The organism is Yersinia sp. J1 (assembly GCF_050586585.1).
Lineage (GTDB): Bacteria > Pseudomonadota > Gammaproteobacteria > Enterobacterales > Enterobacteriaceae > Yersinia > Yersinia entomophaga.
The window spans coordinates 247,931-270,473 of the sequence record NZ_JBOBDP010000002.1; the positions used below are offsets into that span (position 1 = coordinate 247,931).

The window sequence follows — 22,543 nt, forward strand, 5'->3', positions numbered from 1 at the left end:
GACTGGCGGTGAAGTTGAATTATGCATGAACTTTTCCGCCATTTTTGCTGATAAAGAATGAAATCTCGGTGCCTGGCTCTAAACGTCGAATTTGTAAGCCTGCACCGTATAACAATTGCACACGGTGATGCACATTCAGTAGGCCTATTTTGTTACCTGGCATTTCATTATTGGCCACCCTGTCTATGGTCTCCTGATTAATGCCATTACCGGTGTCTTTAACTGAAATTTTAATTTGATCTCCATGATCTTTCACTGCAATAACGACCACGCCTTTGCCTTTGCAAGGCTGAATTCCATGCACAATGGCGTTTTCCACCAGAGGTTGAATTAACAGGCTGGGAATTCGCAGTGAAATATCATCGTCGATATCATAAATAACCGTCAGCTTGCTGCCGAAACGAGCCTGTTCAATAGCAATATAATCCTGTATCTGATGTAGCTCTTTGCGAATATCTATCTGTTCGTCATTCAGTTCGAGGTTATAACGCAAATAACGAGACAGATTGATGATCAACTGTCGAGCGGTATCTGGATTGATCCGAATCGAGGAGGAGATAGCATTCAGCGCATTAAACAGGAAGTGAGGATTGATTTTACTTTGCAATGCGCGCATTTCTGCTTTATTTGCCATTTCCTTCAGCTGTTCAATACGTGAGACTTCCATTTGCGTAGAGATAATTTGCGATAGGCCGACCGCCATCACTTTCAGTGAATAGGTAATTTTATGAGCATGGCAGTAATAAATTTTTAGCGATCCGGTTACTTCACCTTTTTCCCACAGAGGGATGATAATCAGCGAATGAATTTGCGGCGTACGGTGAACCTCATCGTTATTACGAATAGTAATTTTGCCACGCTGAATGCTCTCCTTAGTGATATCGCTAATAATTTCGTGTCCAATATCATAGGTCTCGGCACCGACGCCAACGTAGGCCAGAATATTGTGAGTATTGGTAATGGCTACCGCATCTGCTTTTATATCGGTGCGGATAATTTCACACACGGTGCTCAGTGATTCCCCGTTGATATTTCGGAAGTAGGGCAGCGTTTTATTGGCGATATCCAAAGCCAGTTTCGCCTGCCGAGCGGCAATCACCTCTTTTTCATCCTCAACGCTTTGTACCAGCAACACAATCAGGCCGATACACACTGCGCCTAAAATCATCGGAATCGCGATTTTCGATACAATATCGATACCCAGCGCCGTCGGTTTGGCCCATACCACAACCAAAAGCATAGTGAGCGATTCGCAGATCATGCCGCCGAGAATACCGATGCTCCATTGGCGTTCTTTTTTCACCTTCAAATTGATATAACCAGACATTAACCCGGCAATAATACTGGTGATAAGACAGGGAACAGAAGTAATGCCATCGATATCAATTAAATAGCGATGGCTACCGGCAATAATACCGGTGATGATCCCGACCCAGGGGCCAAATAGAATACCGCCAGACATTACGGCAATAACCCGAACGTTAACTAGCGATCCTTCGACGTTAATACCTGAGTAGGTACCAAAGATGGCGAACAGAGAGAAAATAGCGGTTACCGCGAGCAGTTCCAGCGGCGTGTGTTTCTCTTTTTGTAGTAGCTGACGGAACAGGCGGGTGCGGGTCAGGAAAAACAGGCAGATCAACATTAGCGCGGCGCGATCAAAAACCGCCAGCAACATTTCAAATATTTGGTGCACAACAGGCTCGTTTGCGGGTGAATATCGGCTCACTATAAGGAAAAACGGCTTTTATCGCTACTTTAACCGTGTTTTTTACCGCAGCAGAACTGAAGCAATTCAGTCGGAAAAACGAGTCTTCCGACTGATCATTATCTGGCGGGAGGATTATTGTTCGAAGCAGAGCTGTTGTTTTCCTAATGGCGTCAAATCTTCAACCGTGGCTCTGCCGATGAAATCGACTTCAAAATCATCAGCGGCGAAATCCGGTGGCGATTTACCGTCGATAAAGCTGGCCAGTTGACGCGGTAAATAAGTGGCATTTTTCTCACACCAGGGAGCCGCAGCGATATACATCACATTACTGTCAAATTCACCGTTGTGTTCATTTTCCACTGAGTGAATAACGTCGCAATGCCAGAACACCGTATCACCAGCCTCTAGATCGGGAATAGGGGAAATGGCTTCGAGTAAAAGAGGATGCCATTGTTCCGATGCTGAAAGCGCTCGACCCGGCATTGCACCGCATAAGTCATCTTCTGCGACATCATCTTGTAACGCGCGCAGCAGAATGTAGGCCATGGCGTTGGCAATCGGGATGACATTCAGCGTGCCTGCATGGGTTCGCTGCGGGGTTAACGCCGTCCACCCCTGAAAGGTTCGGAACATAGAGCACACTGCCGGCGATGGAAGCTCACGTACTTCCGGTCTGCCTTCTGCGGCGAAAGGATCATATTTTTGCCATTCGCCGGAAAATACGTGGCGGTAAACGTGGCGGAAATTTTCATCCAGCCAGCGCTCAATGGAGCCGCCGTCAACGTGAGGCGATAAGCCCAGTGAAGATGAATGCGGCGGCCGGCGGCGGGTGCGGTCGGCGTAAGTGACTACGCGGTCAGGATCAAAGTGATGTTTGCCGTTACTTTCGCTGTGCCATAGGTTATTGAGAAACACCTGAACCGCCTGCATCCGATGATCCTGTCGGGCTTCCACCTGAGGTTTGGACCAATAGATCCCATAAATCTGCGGCTTATTGGCCGCTAAAGTGCCGAAATAATTGTCTTCGGCGGCGTTTTTCAAACGCTCAACAAAGTTGTTTCGCTCTAAATACTGGCCGATTTCCCGATTCCAATTCTCGGCTTTTTCTCGTGGGAATACACCGTGAATGGCGCAGGTTCCCCGCTGTTTTATCAGTTTTTTTTGTTGCTCGGTCACGCGGTTATGGATGATATCGTCAGCGTGTAAGCGCGGCACCGGGTTTTCGCCCGCAGCTAAACTTTGACGAATAGTGTTTACCTGTTGACGAATGTTTTCCTCAACGGCGAGAAAAACTTGCTGATAATCAGGTAAATCCTGGCGTAGCTGACGTTTGACTAGCTTGATTGCCGCTGGAATATCATCTATTTGTAATGAAGACATATTTTATCTCTCCGACGTACTGAGACAGGGGAAACGGGGCAATAGGTAAATCTGGGAAAAATAAAGCCACCGAGATGTTCTACATTTGTTAAATTCATGTGGCTATTATTTCGGCAAAATAGAGAAGAATAAAGGGATGATGTTAGGAAAAAATCTCCCCTTTATTTTGTGATTTATCCCGACCAAACAGTTGAGAAAATAATGATTCATATCGCTACCGAACGATTAACGTTGAGCACGATGACAGAACAGGATTGGCCACTTTTTTCACGGCTATATCAGGACCCGGAGGTGATTCGCTATATTTCCGATCCGCAGGATCTCGTCACCATTCAGACGCGTTTTGCTGTTCGCGTGCAGCCTTGGGACAGGACTTCAGACCATTGGCTGTGTTTGGTTATTCGCGAAAAAGCATCGGGGCAACCTGTTGGTATCACGGGATTTTTACCGGAATGGCAGCCTTTTCAGCAAGCGGAGGTCGGCTATGGCTTATTACCTGAATTTACCGGCAAAGGTTATGGTCAGGAATCGCTGGTGGCGGTGCTGGAATTTGCTTTTCAGCAATGTCAGTTTCATAAAGTGAAAGCGACGGTAACGGTAGGTAATCAGCCTTCCCGCGCCTTGCTGGAGCGCTGTGGTTTTCAACTGGAAGGAACCTTAAGAGACAATTTCAGCCTCAGTGGGAAATGGTGCGATGACTGGGTACTGGGATTGCTGGCCGATGAGTTTGCCGCGAGAAAAAATGCGTTGTTACTTTGAGGTAAAATAATTTCGTTAGCCTCTCGACAGTATTTCAGCGCTGCGATATGTTCTTAAAAGACCCGTGATGGTCTGCGTCGCTCGGACGGTCCGGGCGCTAACGTATCCTCGAGGAAATTATGGCTGAATTACCATCCAAACGTCGTTTTACCCGCATTGATCGCCTCCCACCCTATGTTTTTAATATTACTTCTGAGCTAAAGATGGCTGCGCGCCGCCGTGGCGAAGACATTATTGATTTCAGTATGGGTAATCCGGATGGGCCAACGCCGCCGCATATTGTAGAAAAAATGTGTAGCGTTGCTCAACGTGAAGATACTCACGGCTATTCCACTTCGCGCGGTATTCCGCGTTTGCGTCGCGCCATTTCTCGTTGGTACGCCGATCGTTATCAGGTTGATATCGATCCGGAAAGTGAAGCTATCGTGACCATTGGTTCTAAAGAAGGGTTGGCGCATTTGATGCTGGCAACGTTGGATCACGGTGATACCGTTTTGGTACCGAATCCAAGCTATCCCATTCATATTTATGGCGCAGTGATTGCGGGCGCGCAGGTGCGCTCAGTTCCACTGACAGAGGGTATTGATTTCTTCGGTGAATTAGAAAGGGCGATTCGTGAAACCATTCCTAAGCCTAAAATGATGATTTTAGGCTTCCCATCAAATCCCACGGCACAGTGCGTCGAACTGGACTTTTTTGAGCGAGTGGTTGGGTTAGCCAAACAGTATGATGTGCTGGTGGTGCATGACTTAGCCTATGCAGATATTGTTTATGACGGCTGGAAGGCCCCTTCGATCATGCAAGTACCGGGTGCAAAAGACATTGCGGTAGAATTTTTCACCCTATCGAAAAGCTATAACATGGCCGGTTGGCGTATTGGCTTTATGGTCGGAAATCCCGAATTGGTCAGTGCGCTGGCGCGAATCAAAAGTTACCACGATTACGGTACTTTTACTCCGTTGCAGGTAGCTGCCATTGCTGCCCTGGAAGGGGATCAGCAGTGTGTGAAGGACATTGCCGAACAGTACCGTCAGCGCCGTAATGCATTGGTAAAAGGCCTGCATGAAGCTGGCTGGATGGTAGAAAATCCGAAAGCGTCAATGTACGTTTGGGCGAAAATTCCTGAGCCTTATGCGCATCTAGGTTCGCTTGAGTTTGCCAAGCGCTTGTTGTCGGAAGCGAAAGTCTGCGTTTCTCCGGGAATTGGCTTTGGTGATTATGGCGATACCCACGTGCGTTTCGCGCTAATCGAGAATCAGGATCGCATCCGGCAGGCGGTACGCGGGATTAAAAGTATGTTTCGCGTTGATGGCTTAATTAAACCGACTAAACTGGCCAACGGCGAATAAGATTAGCCACTCACTAGCCGGGCTGATTTTATTACCCGGTTAGTGTTTCTTGCTGCAAATATAGCTTTTTCAATAAGCTGAATGAGCCTCTTAAGGTTAACTTCATCAAAATTGCGCCATACTCTTAGCTAAATAGTTTTTGACGTAAGACTTTTGTGGAGCATCACAATGAAGAATCGCTATTCTCTGTCTCAAATTACTCTGCACTGGCTAACGCTATTAATGGTGATTTTGACCTATTCAGCGATATTGCTCAGCGACGTCGTTCCTGATGAAGATCGGACGCTAGTAAAGAATCTGCACTTTAATTTTGGCCTTAGTGTCTGGGTATTGATGTTATTGCGGCTTTGGCTACGCCAACGTAACTCTTCTCCGGTTGTTACTCCGTCATTACCAAAGTGGCAGGCTGTTAGCGCCCATGCATTACATTGGCTGATATACCTGATGTTTTTGTCGTTACCGATATTAGGCGTGCTGGCTCAGGCCTACGGCGGCAAAACCTGGTATTTACTGGGCTGGCAAGTGCCACAGTGGGTTATGCCTAATTCTCAGGCCAGATCGTTAATTAAACAGGCCCATGAGCTTATTGCTACTCTGGGATATTTTGTTATCGGACTGCATACGCTGGCGGCGCTATATCATCACTATATTCGGCGTGATGACACGCTACGTAGAATGATGCCGGGAAAATAAAATGACAAAGGGCGCGGATGCGCCCTTATATGCCGCAAAAGGCGGCGGGGTTACTCTACCATTAACATGAAGGTGCCAATCCAAACCACCAACATGAAAGAGATACCCATAAAGAAATATTTCACTGAACAACTCCCCTTGGAGCTACCTCGCCAGCAATGATCCAACTTGTTGTGCAGAGTCTGAAAAGTAGATAAGTATCGCCCCAGCCTAGTTGAAGCCGTATGGTTACCAAGACAGCTCACTCGCTCGGATCTATCTAAAATGCCGGTCTGTCACTTTGACTACGGCAGGATCGCGCTAATGTAATCCCATAACTAGGGAGATATCAATACTGTATTTTTATGCACCCGATCACAGTTATAGGATTTTTACACAATTTATTAAGGTTATTTATCTGAAACGTGATGGAAATAACGATTTTTTAAATTTTAGATAAATAACAAATTGTTACCTTCTTTCTTTTCAATCACTCTATAGATTCAATTTTTCTGACTACCACATGGGCTTCGTAGCCCAGCAAATACAAAGCCTGCTCCAGTGCCTCGACTTTAGATGCGTAGTCCACGTCTAACAAACGCTCCATCTGAGCAGCATTCAGGCCAAGTTTCCGCGCTAGATCGGCTTTGCGAGTGCCGCTGGCGATCATTCCGTTATGTAACTCGGCTTTTAATGTGACCAATATCGGTAAATGTACCGAAAATTCATTGTCTTCTGGCATTGATGGCGCGGGAATAGAGCGTCTTTCTTCCATTTCCACCGCAATCGCGGTTTTAAGACTATCTTGAGCTTCTAGCTCTACATCCTCAATAGAATAGGTAACGGACTGTACTTCAGGAAAATCGCGAAAATGAATTTGATATTCGCCGCTGGTTTCATCAAAAAGGTAACTGGCTGGATAACTGAACACGGCGCGTACTCCTGTAGAGAGAAGTCTATCTAACATAGAGTAGAAAGACTTCTTTCTTACGGTAATGGGAAAAATGCTATTTAGAATTATATCTTACAATCATCAAATATCTCACATAATGAGATGAGTTCAGATGTTTTTTTGTTAATAAAAAAGTCTAATCGCTCACCGGGTTTGGCTATCACAGTATTTGCTTTACCATTATGCATAACCCCGCCAAATTGTTGCCTAAATCCTACGTTCTCTATATCGCGATTATTCGTTATGTCAGATATTTTACTTAACGGGATACGGCTATTGCAAAATGCAGAGTCATTTGACGAATAAATAATAGTATCGTACTTTTCTTGCAATAAATTTATTCTTTGATCATCAAGTGATTCGTTCTCACATGTATCATAATTTATATTTTCTACTATTTTTTTTGAATTTTTGTCGTAAGCAAAGAATGTAACACCACGAAGTATAGGTGTAGGTGATTTTTCATATTTTATACCGGTTTCTCCCGATGAACTGACCGAAACACCAATGAATTCGTTATTAAATATAATGGACTTTTGCGGTTTTTCTTCTAACTTAATGGAGCCATCATAGCTAATGATTTTCTTCTTAATATTTTTATCTGATAGGATATACAGACATACTTTATTTTTAATGTTATTGACTGCCTCACATTGAGTCACATACATAAGTTTACTATTTTCTTTTACCGCATCGATTACATCGAGAGCAAATGTATTAAAATAAACACTTTTAATGTTATTTTTATTATCCAGACTAGCCAACATTGGCAGTTTGAATGAGCTGTTTGATATATTAATCACATTTCCATCAGAGGAAATACTACTATCTATATTAGGATAGGCCCACATATTTGCTGAATATGCAAGAAATGGATTTATATTATTGTTCTCATCATGATATTGATTAATCTCACTTCGTTCTTTTTTTAATAGGTTCCGACCAAAACCTACATCAGTGTTTTTTTCACCAGACACGGCAAGGATAGTTGGCCATACATCTAGCAATGTGCCCTGGTTAGTGATTTTTCTTCCAGAGATATCTTTTTTAATTATAATAAAATTATTTCTTCTATCGCTATCATGTCTGTTCAATATATGGCTAATATCATTAGCCATCATGTAATGATCTGAAACCAAAACAATAATAGTTTTGTCGGCATACTGGGATGACATAACTCTTTTTATAAATTGGCTTAGTAAATAATCAGAGCAAGATACTGCTTTTAACATGGGTTCAGTTATATTTTCAGAGATTTTCCCATCACATACAGGCAAAAATTGCCCTGACGGAGCATGGGTATTTACTGTTAAGAATGACAACATGAAATTCTGTTTTTCGGCTGAGAGCCTTTCAAACTCATTGTAAGCATGTTCAATAAGTATATCGTCATGAACTCCCCAGCCATTCATGAGTGTTTCGTCTGCAAGCCCGTTCTCTACGAAATATTCTTTATCAAATATGTTGTTCCAACCATGCTGACTCAAGAATTTATCGCCACCTGCGAATTCCTTATCACTCCCGCGAATAAACTCATTAGTATATCCTTTGCTTTGAAGATATTCACCTATGCAGCTTGCTGAGCTAAGAAACTTTGACATTGATGAAGCAGAATTACCTTGAGGCAGTGTGAATGGGATGCCACATTGAGTATTTACTAAACCCGCCATTGTCCAGCCGCTACCTTCATGTTGCCGGATATCGGTGAAATCTAGCGATTCATTGGCTATTTTTGTAATCTCAGGTAGATAATTAATACCATCAAGGTTTCTAAATGTATGTTCTAAGCTTTCAGCGTAAATAAATACAAAGTTGTATTTATTTCTTAATTCTGCATTGGGCTTTTTATAATATGATGTAGCGAATTCACTATCCCCATAATTAAGGTTTTTTAATGAGGATATTACATTTTTCGCAGATGTAGAGTTTGTGATAAAGAGTAATGTTCCAAAAGCAAACGCGACATCAAATAATCTACGTCTTGTTATTTTTCTTTTCTTTGAAATTATTGCAAATGTAATTATGGCTATAGGAGTAAAAGAAAGTAAAATAGCAAAGGCAATGTTTGACTTTATATCATTTAAAGATGTTCCTTTTACACCGCTAAGCAAATGGTAATAAACGGAGTCAGTTACACCGTTGCCAGTAAATCGGTCACAAACAAACCAGAATCCGAATATTATTACACATAACGAAAGTGCTATAGCTTTCGTTACGATGAAATTCTGAGATTTGAACATTAAAATTAGTAATGTAGATAATAAGATATAATCCATGTTGCCCACTAATATATTAAAAAGTCATATAGTAATATTTTTATATAATTTTTTATTTTAATTAATTAATAATAATTAGGCAACAATTAAGTTGTCATTGTTGAAGTTATTCTGATCACGACAATTAGAATCTTGAAATTAATGCCTTTAAAAAGTTATATTTATCAATGTGATAAGCAGGATTTGTTTGTGGTGGGCAGCTTGAGATGAGATTTTATGGCTGATGCTGAATGAATGAAATAAAGAAATGGTGGCCCGATTTTACAGGTTGTTCTCTATCCGAAAAATTGCTGCTCTCTAAGATACGGGGGTATATTGCAATTGCATGATTATTATGGTTTTTTTTGTTTTTTAAGGCAGGTTGTTTTCCCCCTTCGGTCAGGTTGGTTTTCTGTATCGGTAACTCAATTTCTATATTTATTTTTAAGCCTACCGGGGGGAATATAACTCAGAGCACGGCTTTGGAGCGTTCGCGCCCTTGGGTACAGGATAGCGTGGTGATATCGCTATGTTTACCAGCATGATAGATATTTCCTACTGGAAAAATGGCTGCTACAAATATGATTTTTAATCCCTTTCCCCATAGCACTAGAGCAATTGCGTAGAATCTGTATGCATTCTTCACCGTTCCAATCGTGCAGAATATATTTCAGCAAATAGAAGCCATGGCCTGATGGAATAGACTCAAAGAAATTTCCAGCGCCAATCGTGCATTGGGAAGCCATATTTTTGTGTCTGATGATTTTCGCGATTTTCTCAGCTACAGAAGGACTATAAAAAAATAAGCCCGACGGGATTCATGTTAGTTGCCAGGATGGTTAACATTAATGCTCCATTGCCGTCTCCGCTATCTATAATTCTATTGTAATCGTTAAAATTATAGACTGGAGTTACTTTCTGAACGAAATGTTGGGTCAGGTCAGCCATATCATTATTAAATTTCTCTGCCTGCTCGGGATACAGGTCGTAGTGTTACCATATGTCTAATTGATAATGTGGTTCCAGGTTACTTTTCTCTCGGTTATACCTTATTGAAACGAAGAGAAAACAAAGGATAATTCTCCCATCATTGCCAGCAGAAAAGGTTTAATGTTGCCAATAGTATTTTTATCTAAATCCGCCGCTGGGATAAATTAAAAAATTTTCTCGCTCATCATATTCCCGTTAACTTCCCAGAAAATGCCTCCGGCAGCCAGCAGCCTTAATCATCGATATGAATATTCTGATTTCACTCCGGTTATTTTGCCGGTTCGACAACGCTTTTAGGATATTAAAAGAGTCATTCTGCAACATTTAGTTTGGCCGTAACCTGAGCACGTGGGCTAATTGATAACCATATACGATTTCCCAAACCTGTTTGGATGACTCGGGAGAAAATCTTGGTTTCAGCATAATATTTTGGTCGCAGCAAGAGATAACACAAGTATAGTTAATGAATAGAGAGCGCTTCTGTGGGCGCTGCTCAGAATTTAGTTCTTTCAACGGAATATTTTGATCTTCACGTTAGCCCGCATCTTGGCAGTTATGTTCATATTTTGTGGCTTAGTCAGGTTTATCTGAAGCTGATAACATAATTTCATTCATGATTGGCTGATACCCATATGATTCCTGTTTGTTCGCGGCGAACAATGTCTTACCATAGCGATCACTTTTTCTTATATGACTGTGTGGATAACCGATGCGTTATTGGGCTGCTATTTTACCTATGCTTACTTTGCTGACCGCCTGTAGCAATCAACCGACACCTTTAGCCACGGCATCTCAGAAGGGAGGTTTTCTTCTGGAACCAGCGCATACAGGTCATATGCTAAGTGGTGATTTCGCGACTAACCCGGCGGCAAACCGTTTTGTCGATAAAATGGTGCGAGAACATGATTTTGACCGTCAGCAATTACATGATGTATTAGCTCAAGCTCAACAATTGGATTGGGTTATTCGTTTGATGGATAAACAGGCACCCACCAGCCGGCCACCGTCTGGCCCTAATGGTGCTTGGAATCGCTATCGCAACCAGTTTATTACACCGGATAACCTACAAAATGGCATAGCTTTCTGGAATCAATATCAAGATGCGTTGCAGCGAGCTTATGAAGTTTATGGCGTTCCTCCAGAGATCATTGTTGGCATTATCGGGGTGGAAACCCGCTGGGGTCGCGTAATGGGTAAAACCCGCATTATTGATGCTTTGGCTACGTTGTCATTCAGTTATCCGCGCCGCGCAGAATTCTTTAGCGGCGAGCTGGAAACCTTCCTGCTAATGGCGCGTAAAGAGGGTAACGATCCGCTTTCCCTGAAAGGGTCTTACGCCGGAGCCATGGGTTACGGTCAGTTTATGCCGTCATCTTTCAAGAGCTATGCGGTTGATTTTGATGAAAATGGCCATACCAATCTTTGGGATCCCGTTGACGCCATCGGTAGCGTGGCCAACTATTTTAAAGCCCACGGCTGGCAGAAAGGTGGCAAAGTTGCCGTTCAGGCTATCGGGCAGGCTCCTGGGCTAGATAATGGATTTAAAACCCGATATTCCGTTGCTACTTTAGCCGCAGCGGGGCTACAGCCAAGGGATTCTCTCGATGGCTATCAGGAGGCCAGCCTGCTGCGCCTTGATGTTGGCACCGGCTATCAATACTGGTATGGATTACCCAATTTCTACACCATTACTCGTTATAACCATAGCACTCATTATGCGATGGCCGTTTGGCAGTTAGGCGAGGCGGTTGGCCGCGCGCGCCAAGGCTATTAAGCTTATTGCTATCGGTTAACACGTTGAATATTGGGCTATTCATTACGTATTGACGAAGGTTTTATTGACTATTTGTGGGTCGCTTCGGCGACCCATTTTTATCTATTTAGCTCCAAGGTAATATGTATATCCGTACTCTTATTCATGTTTATTCGTGAGTTTGCTGGTCTCCGATAGGATAAAAAGTGTAAAATACAGGCTTACAAAGGTCATAGCCTTTAATTTAACGTATTTTAAAGTTTATTCTATTTAGTATTAAGGGGTTATCGTGACAGCATTACCTAATTGTCCAAAGTGTAGTTCCGAATTTACCTGGCAGAACGGTGAGCAGCTTAACTGCCCTGAGTGCGGCCATGAATGGTCTGAAAATGGCAATGTGGCTGAGGATGAAGAAGGCCTGGTTGTGCGCGATGCCAACGGTAATTTGTTGGCAGATGGCGATGCGGTAACCGTCATTAAAGATTTGAAAGTGAAAGGCAGCTCTTCAACTCTGAAAATCGGTACCAAAGTAAAAAGCATCCGTTTAGTTGAAGGCGATCATAATATTGATTGTAAAATCGATGGCTTTGGTCCGATGAAGTTGAAATCAGAGTTCGTAAAAAAAGCTGATTAACAGAGATTTAGAGTAATACGGCTGATAACGGGCAGTTTTTATGATTTATCGGCCATTTTCTTTAACCATTGGATAAAAACGTTAATTTTTGGCCACTGGCGTTCTGATAACGTCGAAATGTAATAGCGCTGTTCGCATACCACTTCCATCCCTGGGAAGGGCATAATCAACTCCTGATTTGCCAGACGACGCGCTACCAGTTTTTTTCTCCCCATGGCGATACCCACGTGGTTGATTGCTGCGAGAATGGCTAAATCAGAACGATCAAATCCCATACTGCGCTGTGTGGTATCCAGCGTAACTCCGGTTCGTCGGCTCCAATCCTGCCATTCACTGATATCCGAGTCCCGGCTCCATGCCTGTCGATCGTGTAGAAGCGTACATTGGCGTAGATTGATCAAATTTCCATAAAGCTGATGTTTTTCCGCATATTCTGGGCTACACACTGGCACCATTGACTCATCCATCAGGTGTTCATACGACAACTTTTCCGGCGTTTTATCATCGTAGTAAATGGCCAGATCTATGCCACCGCCGAGAAAATTGACGTTGTCATTTCCGGTCATAATATTCAGGTTGATGGCCGGATAATGATGAGCAAAATCAGCGAGTTTAGGCACCAGCCAGCATTGGGCAATCGACGGGCGAGAATAGACTGTAAGAGTGCCGGATAACTCCTGATTTTTAATTTCTAGAACTTCCTGATTAAGGTAATCAAGGGAGGATTTCAGCGCCCAAAATACCCGTTCGCCTTCACTGGTTAACTCAATTCTCCGGTGAAACCGCTGGAATAATTTAAACCCCAATTCATCTTCGAGGCCATTTATACGATGGCTTACGGCGCTGGGACTAATTGATAACTCATTGGCCGCTAAGGCAAAAGATTTATGCCGAGCCGCAACTTCAAACGTATAGAGTTTTGATAGCTGATAGCCATTAAGAAGTTGATTGCGGTGGATATAGGCGTTTTCCGGGTACATAGGGGATCTGCTCACTTTATTTTGTCTAAATATTATACCGATTTACATTTTCACTACATGATAAGGGTTAGTTAATGTGATTCAAATCGTACTTATATCGTAAAATATGACCTATTTGGCATATTTGATCCAATATGGCTCATCTGAAAGCGTTTTTTTATCGTTTGTCAGCCCCTATCAACTCTTATTCAATAAAGCCACAAGAAAACTATTGGTTGAGGTTGGATATGGACTCACAAATATGGGTAGTGGGGACGTTATTAACAAGTATCATCATTATTATATTCGCCATAGTAAAACTAAAGATTCACCCTTTTCTGGCGCTATTGTTAGCCAGTTTTTATGTCGGCCTGTTAATGGGTATGAACCCACTGGAAATGGTTAACTCCATTGAAAGCGGAATCGGCGGCACACTAGGATTTTTAGCAGCTGTTATTGGTTTAGGCACCATCTTAGGCAAGATGATGGAGGTCTCCGGTGCGGCTGAACGTATTGGCATAACTCTGCAACGATGCCGTTGGTTATCACCAGACGTCACTATGGTTCTGGTCGGGTTGGTGTGCGGTATTACCCTGTTTGTTGAAGTTGGGGTGGTATTACTGATTCCGCTGGCATTCTCTATTGCCAGAAAAACCAATACCTCATTGTTTAAATTAGCTATTCCTTTGTGTACGGCATTAATGGCCGTTCACTGTGTGGTTCCACCACATCCAGCAGCTCTTTATGTGACCAATGCATTGGGCGCAGACGTAGGAACGGTCATTGTTTACGGATTATTTGTAGGATTGGTAGCTTCATTAATTGGTGGGCCATTATTCCTGAAGTTCGTGGGTAATCGGTTACCGTTTAAACAAGTACCCGCTGAGTTCTCTGAATTTCAGGTACGTAGAGAAGAAGATCTGCCTTCGCTAAGCGCCACATTATTTACCGTATTACTGCCTATTATTCTGATGTTGATGAAAACTGCGGCAGAACTGAATATGGAAAAAGGTTCTTCGTTATATTCATTTTTAGAGTTTATTGGTAACCCAATAACGGCGATGTTTATTGCAGCTTTTGTGGCCTACTACACTCTAGGTATCAGACAAAATATGGGTATGACTACCCTGCTGAAAAAAACCGAAGACAGTTTTTCATCTATCGCGAATATTTTATTAATTATCGGTGCCGGTGGGGCATTTAATGGAATATTAAAAGCCAGTGGCTTGGCGGATACTCTGGCCGTGATCTTATCTAATATGGATATGCATCCAATTTTACTGGCCTGGCTGGTAGCGATTATATTGCACGCGGCGGTAGGTTCTGCCACCGTGGCGATGATGGGCGCGACGGCGATTGTTTCGCCAATATTGCCGATGTATCCCAATGTCAGCCCTGAAATCATTACGTTGGCGATTGGTTCCGGAGCGATAGGCTGCACTATCGTGACCGACTCATTATTCTGGCTGGTAAAACAATATTGTGGTGCAACGTTGAGTGAAACCTTTAAATATTATACCACGGCAACGTTTATCGCTTCGTTAATTGCCTTGGCGGCGACTTTTTTACTTTCTTACCTTATTTGATCAACAAAGAGATATTCCATGAAAAAGACAGAAATTGATAAATTAATTACCGACTACCCTTTAGTCAAAAATCTTATCAATCTGGAAGAGGTTACTTGGTTTAATCCTTTGTCCACCACGTTGGAACAGGGCTTGCCCTATGTAGGGTTGACGCAAGAAGATGTGGCTGAGGCGGAAGCCCGTTTACAGCGCTTTGCGCCTTATTTTTGCCAGGCGTTTCCTGAAACGCAAAAGACTCAGGGTATTATTGAGTCGGAGATCGTTGCGATTCCAGAAATGCAGAAAACTCTGCAACAGCGCTATAACTGTGAAATTACGGGCCGTTTATTGCTAAAGAAAGATAGCCATTTGCCTATTTCCGGTTCGATTAAGGCGCGCGGCGGTATTTATGAAGTATTAACACATGCGGAAAAATTAGCTAACCAGGCTGGTTTACTATCTGAAACTGATGATTATGCCAAACTGTTTTCCGAGCCTTTCCGCGAGTTTTTTGGCCGCTATAGGATTGCGGTCGGCTCAACCGGTAATTTGGGAATGTCTATTGGCATTATGAGTGCCAAGCTCGGATTTAGTGTCAGTGTGCATATGTCCGCCGATGCTCGGGAATGGAAGAAAAAGAAACTACGAGAACATGGTGTTAACGTAGTGGAATATGAGCAAGACTATGGCGTTGCCGTAGAACAGGGGCGTAAACAGGCAGAATCCGATCCCGATTGTTTCTTTATCGATGATGAGAATTCGCAAACTTTATTCCTCGGATATTCAGTGGCTGGAAATCGTCTGAAGCAGCAATTTGCCGAGCAAAATATCCTGGTTGATGAGGATCACCCGCTGTTTGTTTACCTGCCATGCGGTGTTGGCGGTGGCCCTGGCGGCGTAGCTTTCGGATTGAAATTAGCTTTCGGCGATAATGTACACTGTATTTTTGCCGAACCAACGCATTCTCCATGTATGTTACTGGGCGTGTATACCCAGCTACATGACAATATTTCAGTGCAGGATCTCGGCATTGATAATATAACTGCTGCAGATGGTCTGGCTGTGGGTCGCGCCTCAGGTTTCGTTGGAAGAGCGATGGAGCATCTATTAGATGGCTTCTATACCCTGAGCGATAGCGAAATGTATGACCTGCTCGGATTGCTAGCTCGTGATGAGGGAATCCAGCTAGAGCCTTCTGCTCTCGCAGGTATGCCAGGAGCGGCTCGGGTAACAAGTTCTCCAGATTATCTTAGCAAGCATGGTTTTAGCCCAGAGAAAATGAAAAATGCAATCCATTTGGTCTGGGCGACCGGTGGGGGTATGGTGCCAGCAGCGGAAATGAGTAAATATCTCGCTACCGCGAAAATTTAGGTTAGCTGCATTTAATCTCAGTTGACGTGAATAAATGATATTCAAGGGCCACCTTATTTTAGGTGGCCCCTGTTGTTAATGGTGTTAGCCAATTCATCGGCATCTTCATTGACCGATATATTTTCACACAGAGTTATCAGGCTTCTGGATGTCCGTCTATAGCTGCGGCTAAATCTCGATATTCTTCACATTCAGTACCGCATAGGTCTTTAATTGTCGCCAATTCGGCTTTAGCCAGATCGGGGCGACCTTTAATCATATAAGCCTCACCGAGATATTCGCGAACTTTAGGATAATGAGGATCAAGGGCAATTGAGCGTTGATAATAACTAATTCCTTCGTCTGTACGACCTAATTTTCGGGTGGCATAACCACGATAATTCCATGCTTCACGGGTATTTGGTTGTTTTAACGTATCCAATAGATCCAAAGCTTCCTGATAGCGGCCCGTTTTTGCCAAATGATATGCATACTGTGTTTTATCACTGTCGCTGACCATGCTGGTTTTTTCCACCACACAACTATTGGTTTTGGTGTCATAAACCTGGCCCTTTGGGCAATCCGGCGTTTTATTCGAATCATCTCCCATTGCATGAGTTAGTGTAGGGACCAGTAATAAACTGGCGAGCAAACATATCGACGGTAATTTTTTCATAGTATTAGAAGCCGGATGGCTTTTCATCATGATGTCCTGTTTTGAGGCAACATCGAGTGTCGCTGTTTTCACGGAGAGAGTAGCAACTGATGACCGCAGTGAGGATAAAAACTGGCTCAATAACTAGCCATACCCGCAGGGGCCACTCTCTAAGTAAATACTGAATCGCAGGATAATCAAGGTGGGTATGTTTATAAGAATAGGGGGGATATTCGTATTCTTAGGGCTTAGTGGTTAACGGGTGCTTTAACTAACTATTTAATAAGATTTTTTGGTTGGTTGCTATGATATTAGTTCTCGATCAGATTATTATCAGATACGAATTTGATGACGAAAATTAGCGATGCGGTCAACTCAAAATTGGTTAGGTTAATAAGAAGATAAATATATCTGTAATTATAGAGTACGTAGCCAGATACCGCCGCGTACTCCATTCTGGGGAAAAAACTTTGCAATCATCTATCATAGGCATGATAGGTTTTTGATTAGCGGTTTGGCGTAATATCCGATGCCAAACGGTCTATTAGCTCTACGACTTCATTACTTGCCGTCTCCATATGTTCAAGAGCCGACGTCATTGCATCTATATCGCTGTCAAAAAAAGCACTAAGCGCTAAACGGCCAGAATGATGAACTGCCGCATGAGGTTTTTCTAACAGTTGATAAGCAGAGTAATGGGCAAGATTACGGCCATCACCTGCTGCATACCATTTGCCTAAACGGCATTCCGTGTGCGAATTCACCTGAACACTATCGTTATTATCTAGCAATAGTTTATATATTTGTAATTTCCATATGACATGATCAATTTTAACAATGTTAAGAAACTGTAGGTTGGTAATGAATGCAATAATTGATTGCATATGAGAAGAACGGGTAATAACGATATTGATTGAATCTACGATATTAGAAATATCTTTCTTAATATGCTCAATTAATGGTTTTTGTTCTGATACTATGCTACAAACTTTGACTGTATTATCTTCAATAGATTTTGTTAACTGAAATATATCATCGGTACTTTCTTTGACTTCGCCAGACAATGATTTTATTTCCTTTGCTATCACGCTAAATCCGCGACCTTTGTTCCCTACATGAGCAGCTTCAATTGCTGAGTTTATTGCGATCAGATTAGTCTGGTTTGATAGTTTGTTTATTTCGGATACGCAACCTTTAATTTGGTCGATTGATTTTCTAAACTCAGTTAATGAATCGGTACTATGGTTAGCATTCGTCTCAATATGAACAATAAAGTTGACCAGTTTTTCCAGCGCTTGCTTTGCCTCGTCGTTTCTTTGATTGAGTTCGTCTATTGCATTTTGTTCGCGTTTGAGGTCGTTGCTGGAATTGAGCAGCGAGTCACGAACCATCTCTAGAGTTGAAACCCCGGTTAAAAGTTGCTGGCAAATAATCCTTTCGTAGGGCGTGCGTTGAGAGATACTCTCCGTGTTCGACTCCGTTGAATTTAAGGGGGTAATATCATGCTGTAAATTTGACTTAGTAGAGAATAACATCTGATTTATTTTTTTTAGCATAGTGAATATTCATATTGTTATATTGACGGAATATTTTATACTTTAGGTGTTCTTAAAATGGTGATCCAAGTCATATCAGTTAATATTTAATTTTTATTATAAAAATATGAGCGATTTTATAAAGAAAATGAAGGTTTATTATTGATGTTGATTCTCGGATACATATATGGAGAAAGGTAGGGGGCTGACGGCGATTAACTGTGTTGTTGAAAGGCTTAATGAGGGTGACCAACAAAAGCTATTTAAATTTATTATTGAAGTTATCTATACGGAACGTTAATTTTAAACTTTACATGTAAAAACGATGTTCACCGATTTTTTTATCAGTAAAATTTTCCGTTTGTTACACGGAAAAGAGCAACGGTGGACATGAATAGATTATTATGAGCGCTATTGATAGTAGCGGATTATAATTTCTAAGAATACAGCAGAAGTTAATTCATAATATGTTCGGTATATAATCAATTTAAACTGCGGTTATACTCTTTTTGCCTACTTCTTTATACACACTTTTTGGAATAAACGGCAGCCAGTCAGGTTGGGAGTCGAAGCCGCCGATCAGTTGCCATTGGGTGTTTACGGAAGCAGAGATTTCAATTAAGCGCATGACTATATGCTTACCGCAACGGATAAAGCAGGGAACTCCGCCACAGCTCAGGGTTCAGTCACGATTGATGCAATCGGTCCACACTTGACGTTGCAGATTTATTCGTCCAACGACATTTTTGTAGGAAATATTATCGGTAACGTTCGGCCGACTTTCTCTGGTCAGATGGAGCCGGGTATTCGTATTACCGTTTCTATTGCGGGGGGAACATATAATGTCATAGCGGATGAAGGAGGCGACTGGAGCCGCACAGTACCTGTTTCGCCAAGGATGACTCTTGGGATTACGAGAATATCGCCGCGGATGTTGCCGGTATTACCCGTCTGAACCGCCAATATTTAGAGCCGCTGGAATGAACCAAGAGGTATGGACTTTGTGCGTCGCTAAGTTTGTAGGGTTTGTCTTTTGATTTAGCGCCTCGGATAGCCGTATTGGTTAACGGCATGAGTGTTCCTTACAATGAAGGGGTACATTATTGTTCGAACCGATTATACCCTGTTTAGTACCCCGATAACGTTAGGCTGTAGCGGGTTTGAAAGGTCTGTTATGGGATGTGGTTTTAATTTAACTTGTTGTTTTAAATTGAATAAATTTTTTTTGGGATGTATTGGGAAGGTGTCGTGGTGTCCCCGACTGGAATCGAACCAGTAACTAGCCCTTAGGAGGGGCTTGTTATATCCGTTTAACTACGGGGACATGCCATGATTTTTGCTGTTGATAAAAGTAGCTGGGCGTCATTATACCTATTTTCACTCTGAAAATAAGCAGTTAGCGGTTTGTTTGTTTAAATTGTCGCCAGTTATCGCTTAAAAATGCTTATCTCCCAATGCGCCAGAGAATGCTGGCTCCGATCGGCGGTTAGATTTACTTTTTGTACAAATCCGTTTTTTTCTGGGTATTTCCTTTAGATTTTTTGGGTTTTCTCGTCATATCGCTGCGTATTTGGGCATGGCTTATCAGAGCAAATATAAAGGAACCACCGATGATATTGCCGGCAAGCGTCGGGATAGCGAAGGGGTAAATAAATTCCTGCCATGAAAGATTGCCGCTAAATACCAGATAGAAGATCTCTGCTGAGCCGACGACGATATGAGTGAGATCGCATAAAGCCACCAGATAGGTCATTAAGAAAATCACCCAGATTTTAGCCGCGCCAGCAGAGGGTAGCATCCACACCATGGTGGCGATAATCCAACCGGAGAGAATGCCTTTAGTCAACATTTCTGCTGGCGTATTTTCCATAATATCCTGAGCAATGCTGATAAAAGCGGCGTGCGTCGCGTCATCAAACAAGGGAATATGGATAAATGATCCCGCGGCCAAGGCGGTTCCAATTAAGTTTCCCAGCAACACTAATCCCCAAAGGCGAAATAAAATACTGAAATTCTTAATGCTGGGTTTTTGCATAATTGGCAGTACCGCAGTGACGGTGTTTTCAGTAAACAACTGCTGGCGAGCCATAATGACAATAATAAAGCCGAAGGTATAACCGATATTCTCGATAAAAAAGCTAGCGGGCGCATCGGATAATCTGGCGTGAAAAATGCCTTTCGCCATTAAAGATGCTCCCATAGATAAGCCCGCAGCAATGGCCGATAGCAATAGAGCCAAGCCGTCGCGCTCCAGTTCTTTTTCGCCTTCGACGCGAATTTGCTCGTGTATTGCGGCCGCGCGTGAAGGGAGATTTTTCTCATTAACATCAATCTCTTTTCCCTGCTTTTTCTCATTGCTTTCTACCTGAATATCGCCATCGTTGTTTTTATGGTCATTCATGTTTTTCTCCTGAGGAAACCGGATTAAATTTTCAAAGTTGATAGACGGGAGGTCCTCGATTCCATTATTAAGGATAGTGGCTTTTTTACGGCGAATATTGAGATGGGAAAGAAGCGATTATTGAGAAAGGAACCGAAACAGTCAGCAAAAGTCAGCTTTGGCTGTTTTTTCTACAGAATATTGATCTTATGCCGAATATTAACTCTATAAGGTTAGGTTTCGGGATAGGCCCATGCTACGTAAGGGTTAGGCCTTATGCTATTATTCCGGTTCCCGGTTGTTGAAAATCTTGCGGTTAAAAGACGAATCCCATGTTGGAAGCGAAAAATCTGAGTTGCATACGCGACGAACGAACCTTATTTAAGGGACTGAGTTTCTGTATCAAAGCGGGGGATATCGTGCAGGTGGAAGGCCCCAACGGAGCAGGAAAAACCAGTCTGCTGCGGATTTTGGCCGGTCTGGCGCAGGCCGATGCTGGTGAAGTTCACTGGCAGGGAGCGAATATCCTGCGGGATCGCGCGGGTTATCATCAGGATTTATTATTTCTGGGCCATCAGCCCGGAATAAAATCGGTGCTCACGCCTTTCGAAAACCTGGCTTTTTATCAATCTGCTCAGGGTGATTTTGACGAAAATGCCATCTGGCAGGCGTTAGAAAATGTGGGGTTGGTCGGCTATGAAGATTTGCCGGTTGCCCAGCTTTCTGCCGGTCAGCAGCGCCGCGTAGCGCTGGCTCGCTTATGGTTGAGTCAAGCCCCGCTCTGGATTTTGGACGAGCCGCTGACGGCGATTGATAAACAGGGCGTAAGTGAGTTGATCGCTTTATTTGAGCAACAGGCTGCGGCAGGGGGAATGGTGTTGTTGACAACCCATCAGGAGCTTGGCGGCGTGCGTCAGGGGGTAAGAAAAATCAGCCTGATTGACTCGGGGAAAAACTGATGTTTGTCAGCGTATTACGTCGAGAATTAAAGATTGCGTTCAGAAAAGGTGCGGAGATTGTTAACCCACTGTGGTTTTTTCTTATCGTCATTACCTTGTTTCCATTGGGCGTTGGTCCAGAGCCGCAGTTGCTGGCGCGTATTGCGCCAGGCATAGTCTGGGTCGCTGCTTTGTTGGCTTCATTATTATCGCTGGAACGGCTGTTTCGGGATGATTTTCTCGATGGGTCGTTGGAGCAACTGCTTTTATTACCTTCGCCGCTGCCGCTCACGATGTTAGGCAAAGTGTGTGCTCACTGGGTCGTGACCGGATTGCCGTTGCTAATTCTCTCGCCGCTGGTGGGCATGCTGCTTTCGCTGGATGTGAATACCGGCATCGCCGTAGCGCTGACTTTGCTGCTGGGGACGCCGACGCTGAGTTTTATCGGGGCTATCGGCGTCGCGCTTACGGTGGGATTGCGCAGAGGCGGAGTATTATTAAGTTTGCTGGTTTTACCTTTATATATACCGGTTCTTATCTTCGCCACCGCAGCTATTGATGCCGCCTCAATGGGGATGGCGATTGATGGATATCTGGCGATTCTTGGCGCGATGCTGGCCGGTAGCGCTACGCTGGCTCCTTTTGCCACGGCGGCTGCGTTGAGAGTAAGCATTCATTAATCCTATTTAAATTTACAGATTTTGTC

The 22,543-nt window shown here is 43.2% G+C and carries 20 protein-coding genes, 1 tRNA gene and 2 pseudogenes; 10 read left to right on the forward strand and 13 right to left on the reverse strand.

Features of this window, described 5'->3' with window-relative positions; all coding sequences use genetic code 11:
* Positions 1 to 19: 19 nt before the first annotated feature.
* Together ACQ4OC_RS05810 and ACQ4OC_RS05815 are read right to left on the reverse strand one after the other, a co-directional pair.
* The gene (locus tag ACQ4OC_RS05810) at positions 20 to 1,696 is read right to left on the reverse strand and encodes a sensor histidine kinase (RefSeq protein ID WP_120805854.1); all 1,677 of its coding nucleotides are present in this window, start codon (positions 1,694 to 1,696) and stop codon (positions 20 to 22) included.
* Between the two features lie 147 nt (positions 1,697 to 1,843).
* Positions 1,844 to 3,091, reverse strand: a complete 1,248-nt coding sequence (locus ACQ4OC_RS05815; protein WP_064517068.1) for a DUF1479 domain-containing protein — start codon at positions 3,089 to 3,091, stop codon at positions 1,844 to 1,846.
* A 201-nt stretch (positions 3,092 to 3,292) separates the two neighbouring features.
* Between ACQ4OC_RS05815 and ACQ4OC_RS05820 the strand changes: the two genes are divergently transcribed.
* The 3 genes from ACQ4OC_RS05820 (at position 3,293) to ACQ4OC_RS05830 (ending at position 5,892) form a co-directional block, all read left to right on the forward strand.
* Positions 3,293 to 3,850, forward strand: a complete 558-nt coding sequence (locus tag ACQ4OC_RS05820) for a GNAT family N-acetyltransferase (RefSeq protein WP_064517070.1) — start codon at positions 3,293 to 3,295, stop codon at positions 3,848 to 3,850.
* A 119-nt stretch (positions 3,851 to 3,969) separates the two neighbouring features.
* Positions 3,970 to 5,199: an alanine transaminase gene (alaC, locus tag ACQ4OC_RS05825; protein ID WP_120805857.1), complete on the forward strand. Its 1,230-nt coding sequence runs from the start codon at positions 3,970 to 3,972 to the stop codon at positions 5,197 to 5,199.
* A 168-nt stretch (positions 5,200 to 5,367) separates the two neighbouring features.
* Entirely contained in the window at positions 5,368 to 5,892 is a 525-nt protein-coding gene (locus ACQ4OC_RS05830; protein WP_064517072.1) for a cytochrome b, read from the forward strand.
* Between the two features lie 50 nt (positions 5,893 to 5,942).
* Here ACQ4OC_RS05830 and ypdK read toward each other — a convergent pair whose 3' ends face one another.
* The 4 genes from ypdK to ACQ4OC_RS05850 form a co-directional block, all read right to left on the reverse strand.
* Positions 5,943 to 6,017, reverse strand: a complete 75-nt coding sequence (gene ypdK, locus ACQ4OC_RS05835; protein ID WP_120805928.1) for a membrane protein YpdK — start codon at positions 6,015 to 6,017, stop codon at positions 5,943 to 5,945.
* A gap of 344 nt (positions 6,018 to 6,361) precedes the next feature.
* Positions 6,362 to 6,802: an antitoxin HicB gene (locus tag ACQ4OC_RS05840; protein WP_064517074.1), complete on the reverse strand. Its 441-nt coding sequence runs from the start codon at positions 6,800 to 6,802 to the stop codon at positions 6,362 to 6,364.
* A gap of 86 nt (positions 6,803 to 6,888) precedes the next feature.
* Positions 6,889 to 9,099: a phosphoglycerol transferase I gene (locus ACQ4OC_RS05845; protein ID WP_430971015.1), complete on the reverse strand. Its 2,211-nt coding sequence runs from the start codon at positions 9,097 to 9,099 to the stop codon at positions 6,889 to 6,891.
* Between the two features lie 512 nt (positions 9,100 to 9,611).
* Positions 9,612 to 9,896, reverse strand: coding sequence for a methyltransferase (locus ACQ4OC_RS05850; protein ID WP_120805861.1), 285 nt, complete (start codon positions 9,894 to 9,896; stop codon positions 9,612 to 9,614).
* 881 nt (positions 9,897 to 10,777) lie between these two features.
* Between ACQ4OC_RS05850 and mltB the strand changes: the two genes are divergently transcribed.
* Both mltB and ACQ4OC_RS05860 read left to right on the forward strand, forming a co-directional pair.
* Positions 10,778 to 11,842, forward strand: a complete 1,065-nt coding sequence (gene mltB / locus ACQ4OC_RS05855; RefSeq protein ID WP_064517079.1) for a lytic murein transglycosylase B — start codon at positions 10,778 to 10,780, stop codon at positions 11,840 to 11,842.
* Positions 11,843 to 12,110: 268 nt separating this feature from the next.
* Positions 12,111 to 12,455 (forward strand): zinc ribbon domain-containing protein YjdM, encoded by a 345-nt coding sequence (locus tag ACQ4OC_RS05860; protein ID WP_064517080.1) that lies wholly within the window; start codon positions 12,111 to 12,113, stop codon positions 12,453 to 12,455.
* A gap of 38 nt (positions 12,456 to 12,493) precedes the next feature.
* On the opposite strand, the gene dsdC is transcribed toward ACQ4OC_RS05860, so the two are convergent.
* Positions 12,494 to 13,435, reverse strand: coding sequence for a DNA-binding transcriptional regulator DsdC (gene dsdC / locus ACQ4OC_RS05865; RefSeq protein WP_064517081.1), 942 nt, complete (start codon positions 13,433 to 13,435; stop codon positions 12,494 to 12,496).
* Between the two features lie 227 nt (positions 13,436 to 13,662).
* On the opposite strand from dsdC, the gene dsdX reads away from it, so the two are divergent.
* A complete protein-coding gene (gene dsdX / locus ACQ4OC_RS05870) occupies positions 13,663 to 15,000 on the forward strand; it encodes a D-serine transporter DsdX (protein WP_064518503.1) in 1,338 nt (445 codons plus the stop codon).
* Between the two features lie 18 nt (positions 15,001 to 15,018).
* Positions 15,019 to 16,350 carry a D-serine ammonia-lyase gene (locus ACQ4OC_RS05875; RefSeq protein WP_120805865.1) on the forward strand — a complete coding sequence of 444 codons (1,332 nt, stop codon included), beginning with the start codon at positions 15,019 to 15,021 and terminating at the stop codon, positions 16,348 to 16,350.
* A 136-nt stretch (positions 16,351 to 16,486) separates the two neighbouring features.
* Here the strand turns inward: ACQ4OC_RS05875 and ACQ4OC_RS05880 are convergent, their stop codons facing one another.
* From ACQ4OC_RS05880 to ACQ4OC_RS05890, 3 genes and pseudogenes are all read right to left on the reverse strand, one after another.
* A complete protein-coding gene (locus tag ACQ4OC_RS05880) occupies positions 16,487 to 17,005 on the reverse strand; it encodes a tetratricopeptide repeat protein (RefSeq protein ID WP_120805930.1) in 519 nt (172 codons plus the stop codon).
* A 485-nt stretch (positions 17,006 to 17,490) separates the two neighbouring features.
* The gene (locus ACQ4OC_RS05885) at positions 17,491 to 18,540 is read right to left on the reverse strand and encodes a methyl-accepting chemotaxis protein (protein ID WP_120805867.1); all 1,050 of its coding nucleotides are present in this window, start codon (positions 18,538 to 18,540) and stop codon (positions 17,491 to 17,493) included.
* Positions 18,541 to 19,027: 487 nt separating this feature from the next.
* Positions 19,028 to 19,147 (reverse strand): annotated as a pseudogene (locus tag ACQ4OC_RS05890) (SRPBCC family protein); the annotation flags it as partial.
* A gap of 6 nt (positions 19,148 to 19,153) precedes the next feature.
* On the opposite strand from ACQ4OC_RS05890, the gene ACQ4OC_RS05895 reads away from it, so the two are divergent.
* Positions 19,154 to 19,474 carry a hypothetical protein gene (locus tag ACQ4OC_RS05895; RefSeq protein WP_430971046.1) on the forward strand — a complete coding sequence of 107 codons (321 nt, stop codon included), beginning with the start codon at positions 19,154 to 19,156 and terminating at the stop codon, positions 19,472 to 19,474.
* On the opposite strand, the pseudogene ACQ4OC_RS05900 reads toward ACQ4OC_RS05895, so the two are convergent.
* The 3 genes and pseudogenes from ACQ4OC_RS05900 to ACQ4OC_RS05910 all read right to left on the reverse strand — a co-directional run.
* Positions 19,470 to 19,592: pseudogene (locus ACQ4OC_RS05900) on the reverse strand (integrase arm-type DNA-binding domain-containing protein); the annotation flags it as partial. The gene ACQ4OC_RS05895 and the pseudogene ACQ4OC_RS05900 overlap by 5 nt on opposite strands.
* A 176-nt stretch (positions 19,593 to 19,768) precedes the next feature.
* Positions 19,769 to 19,843: transfer RNA gene (locus ACQ4OC_RS05905), tRNA-Arg, on the reverse strand.
* A 168-nt stretch (positions 19,844 to 20,011) separates the two neighbouring features.
* Entirely contained in the window at positions 20,012 to 20,920 is a 909-nt protein-coding gene (locus ACQ4OC_RS05910) for a formate/nitrite transporter family protein (protein ID WP_064517096.1), read from the reverse strand.
* Positions 20,921 to 21,231: 311 nt separating this feature from the next.
* Here ACQ4OC_RS05910 and ccmA point away from each other — a divergent pair, with 311 nt between their 5' ends.
* Positions 21,232 to 21,858, forward strand: a complete 627-nt coding sequence (gene ccmA / locus ACQ4OC_RS05915; RefSeq protein WP_064517097.1) for a cytochrome c biogenesis heme-transporting ATPase CcmA — start codon at positions 21,232 to 21,234, stop codon at positions 21,856 to 21,858.
* A complete protein-coding gene (gene ccmB / locus ACQ4OC_RS05920; RefSeq protein ID WP_064517099.1) occupies positions 21,858 to 22,517 on the forward strand; it encodes a heme exporter protein CcmB in 660 nt (219 codons plus the stop codon). The genes ccmA and ccmB overlap by 1 nt, the downstream gene beginning before the upstream one ends.
* Positions 22,518 to 22,543 lie beyond the last annotated feature (26 nt).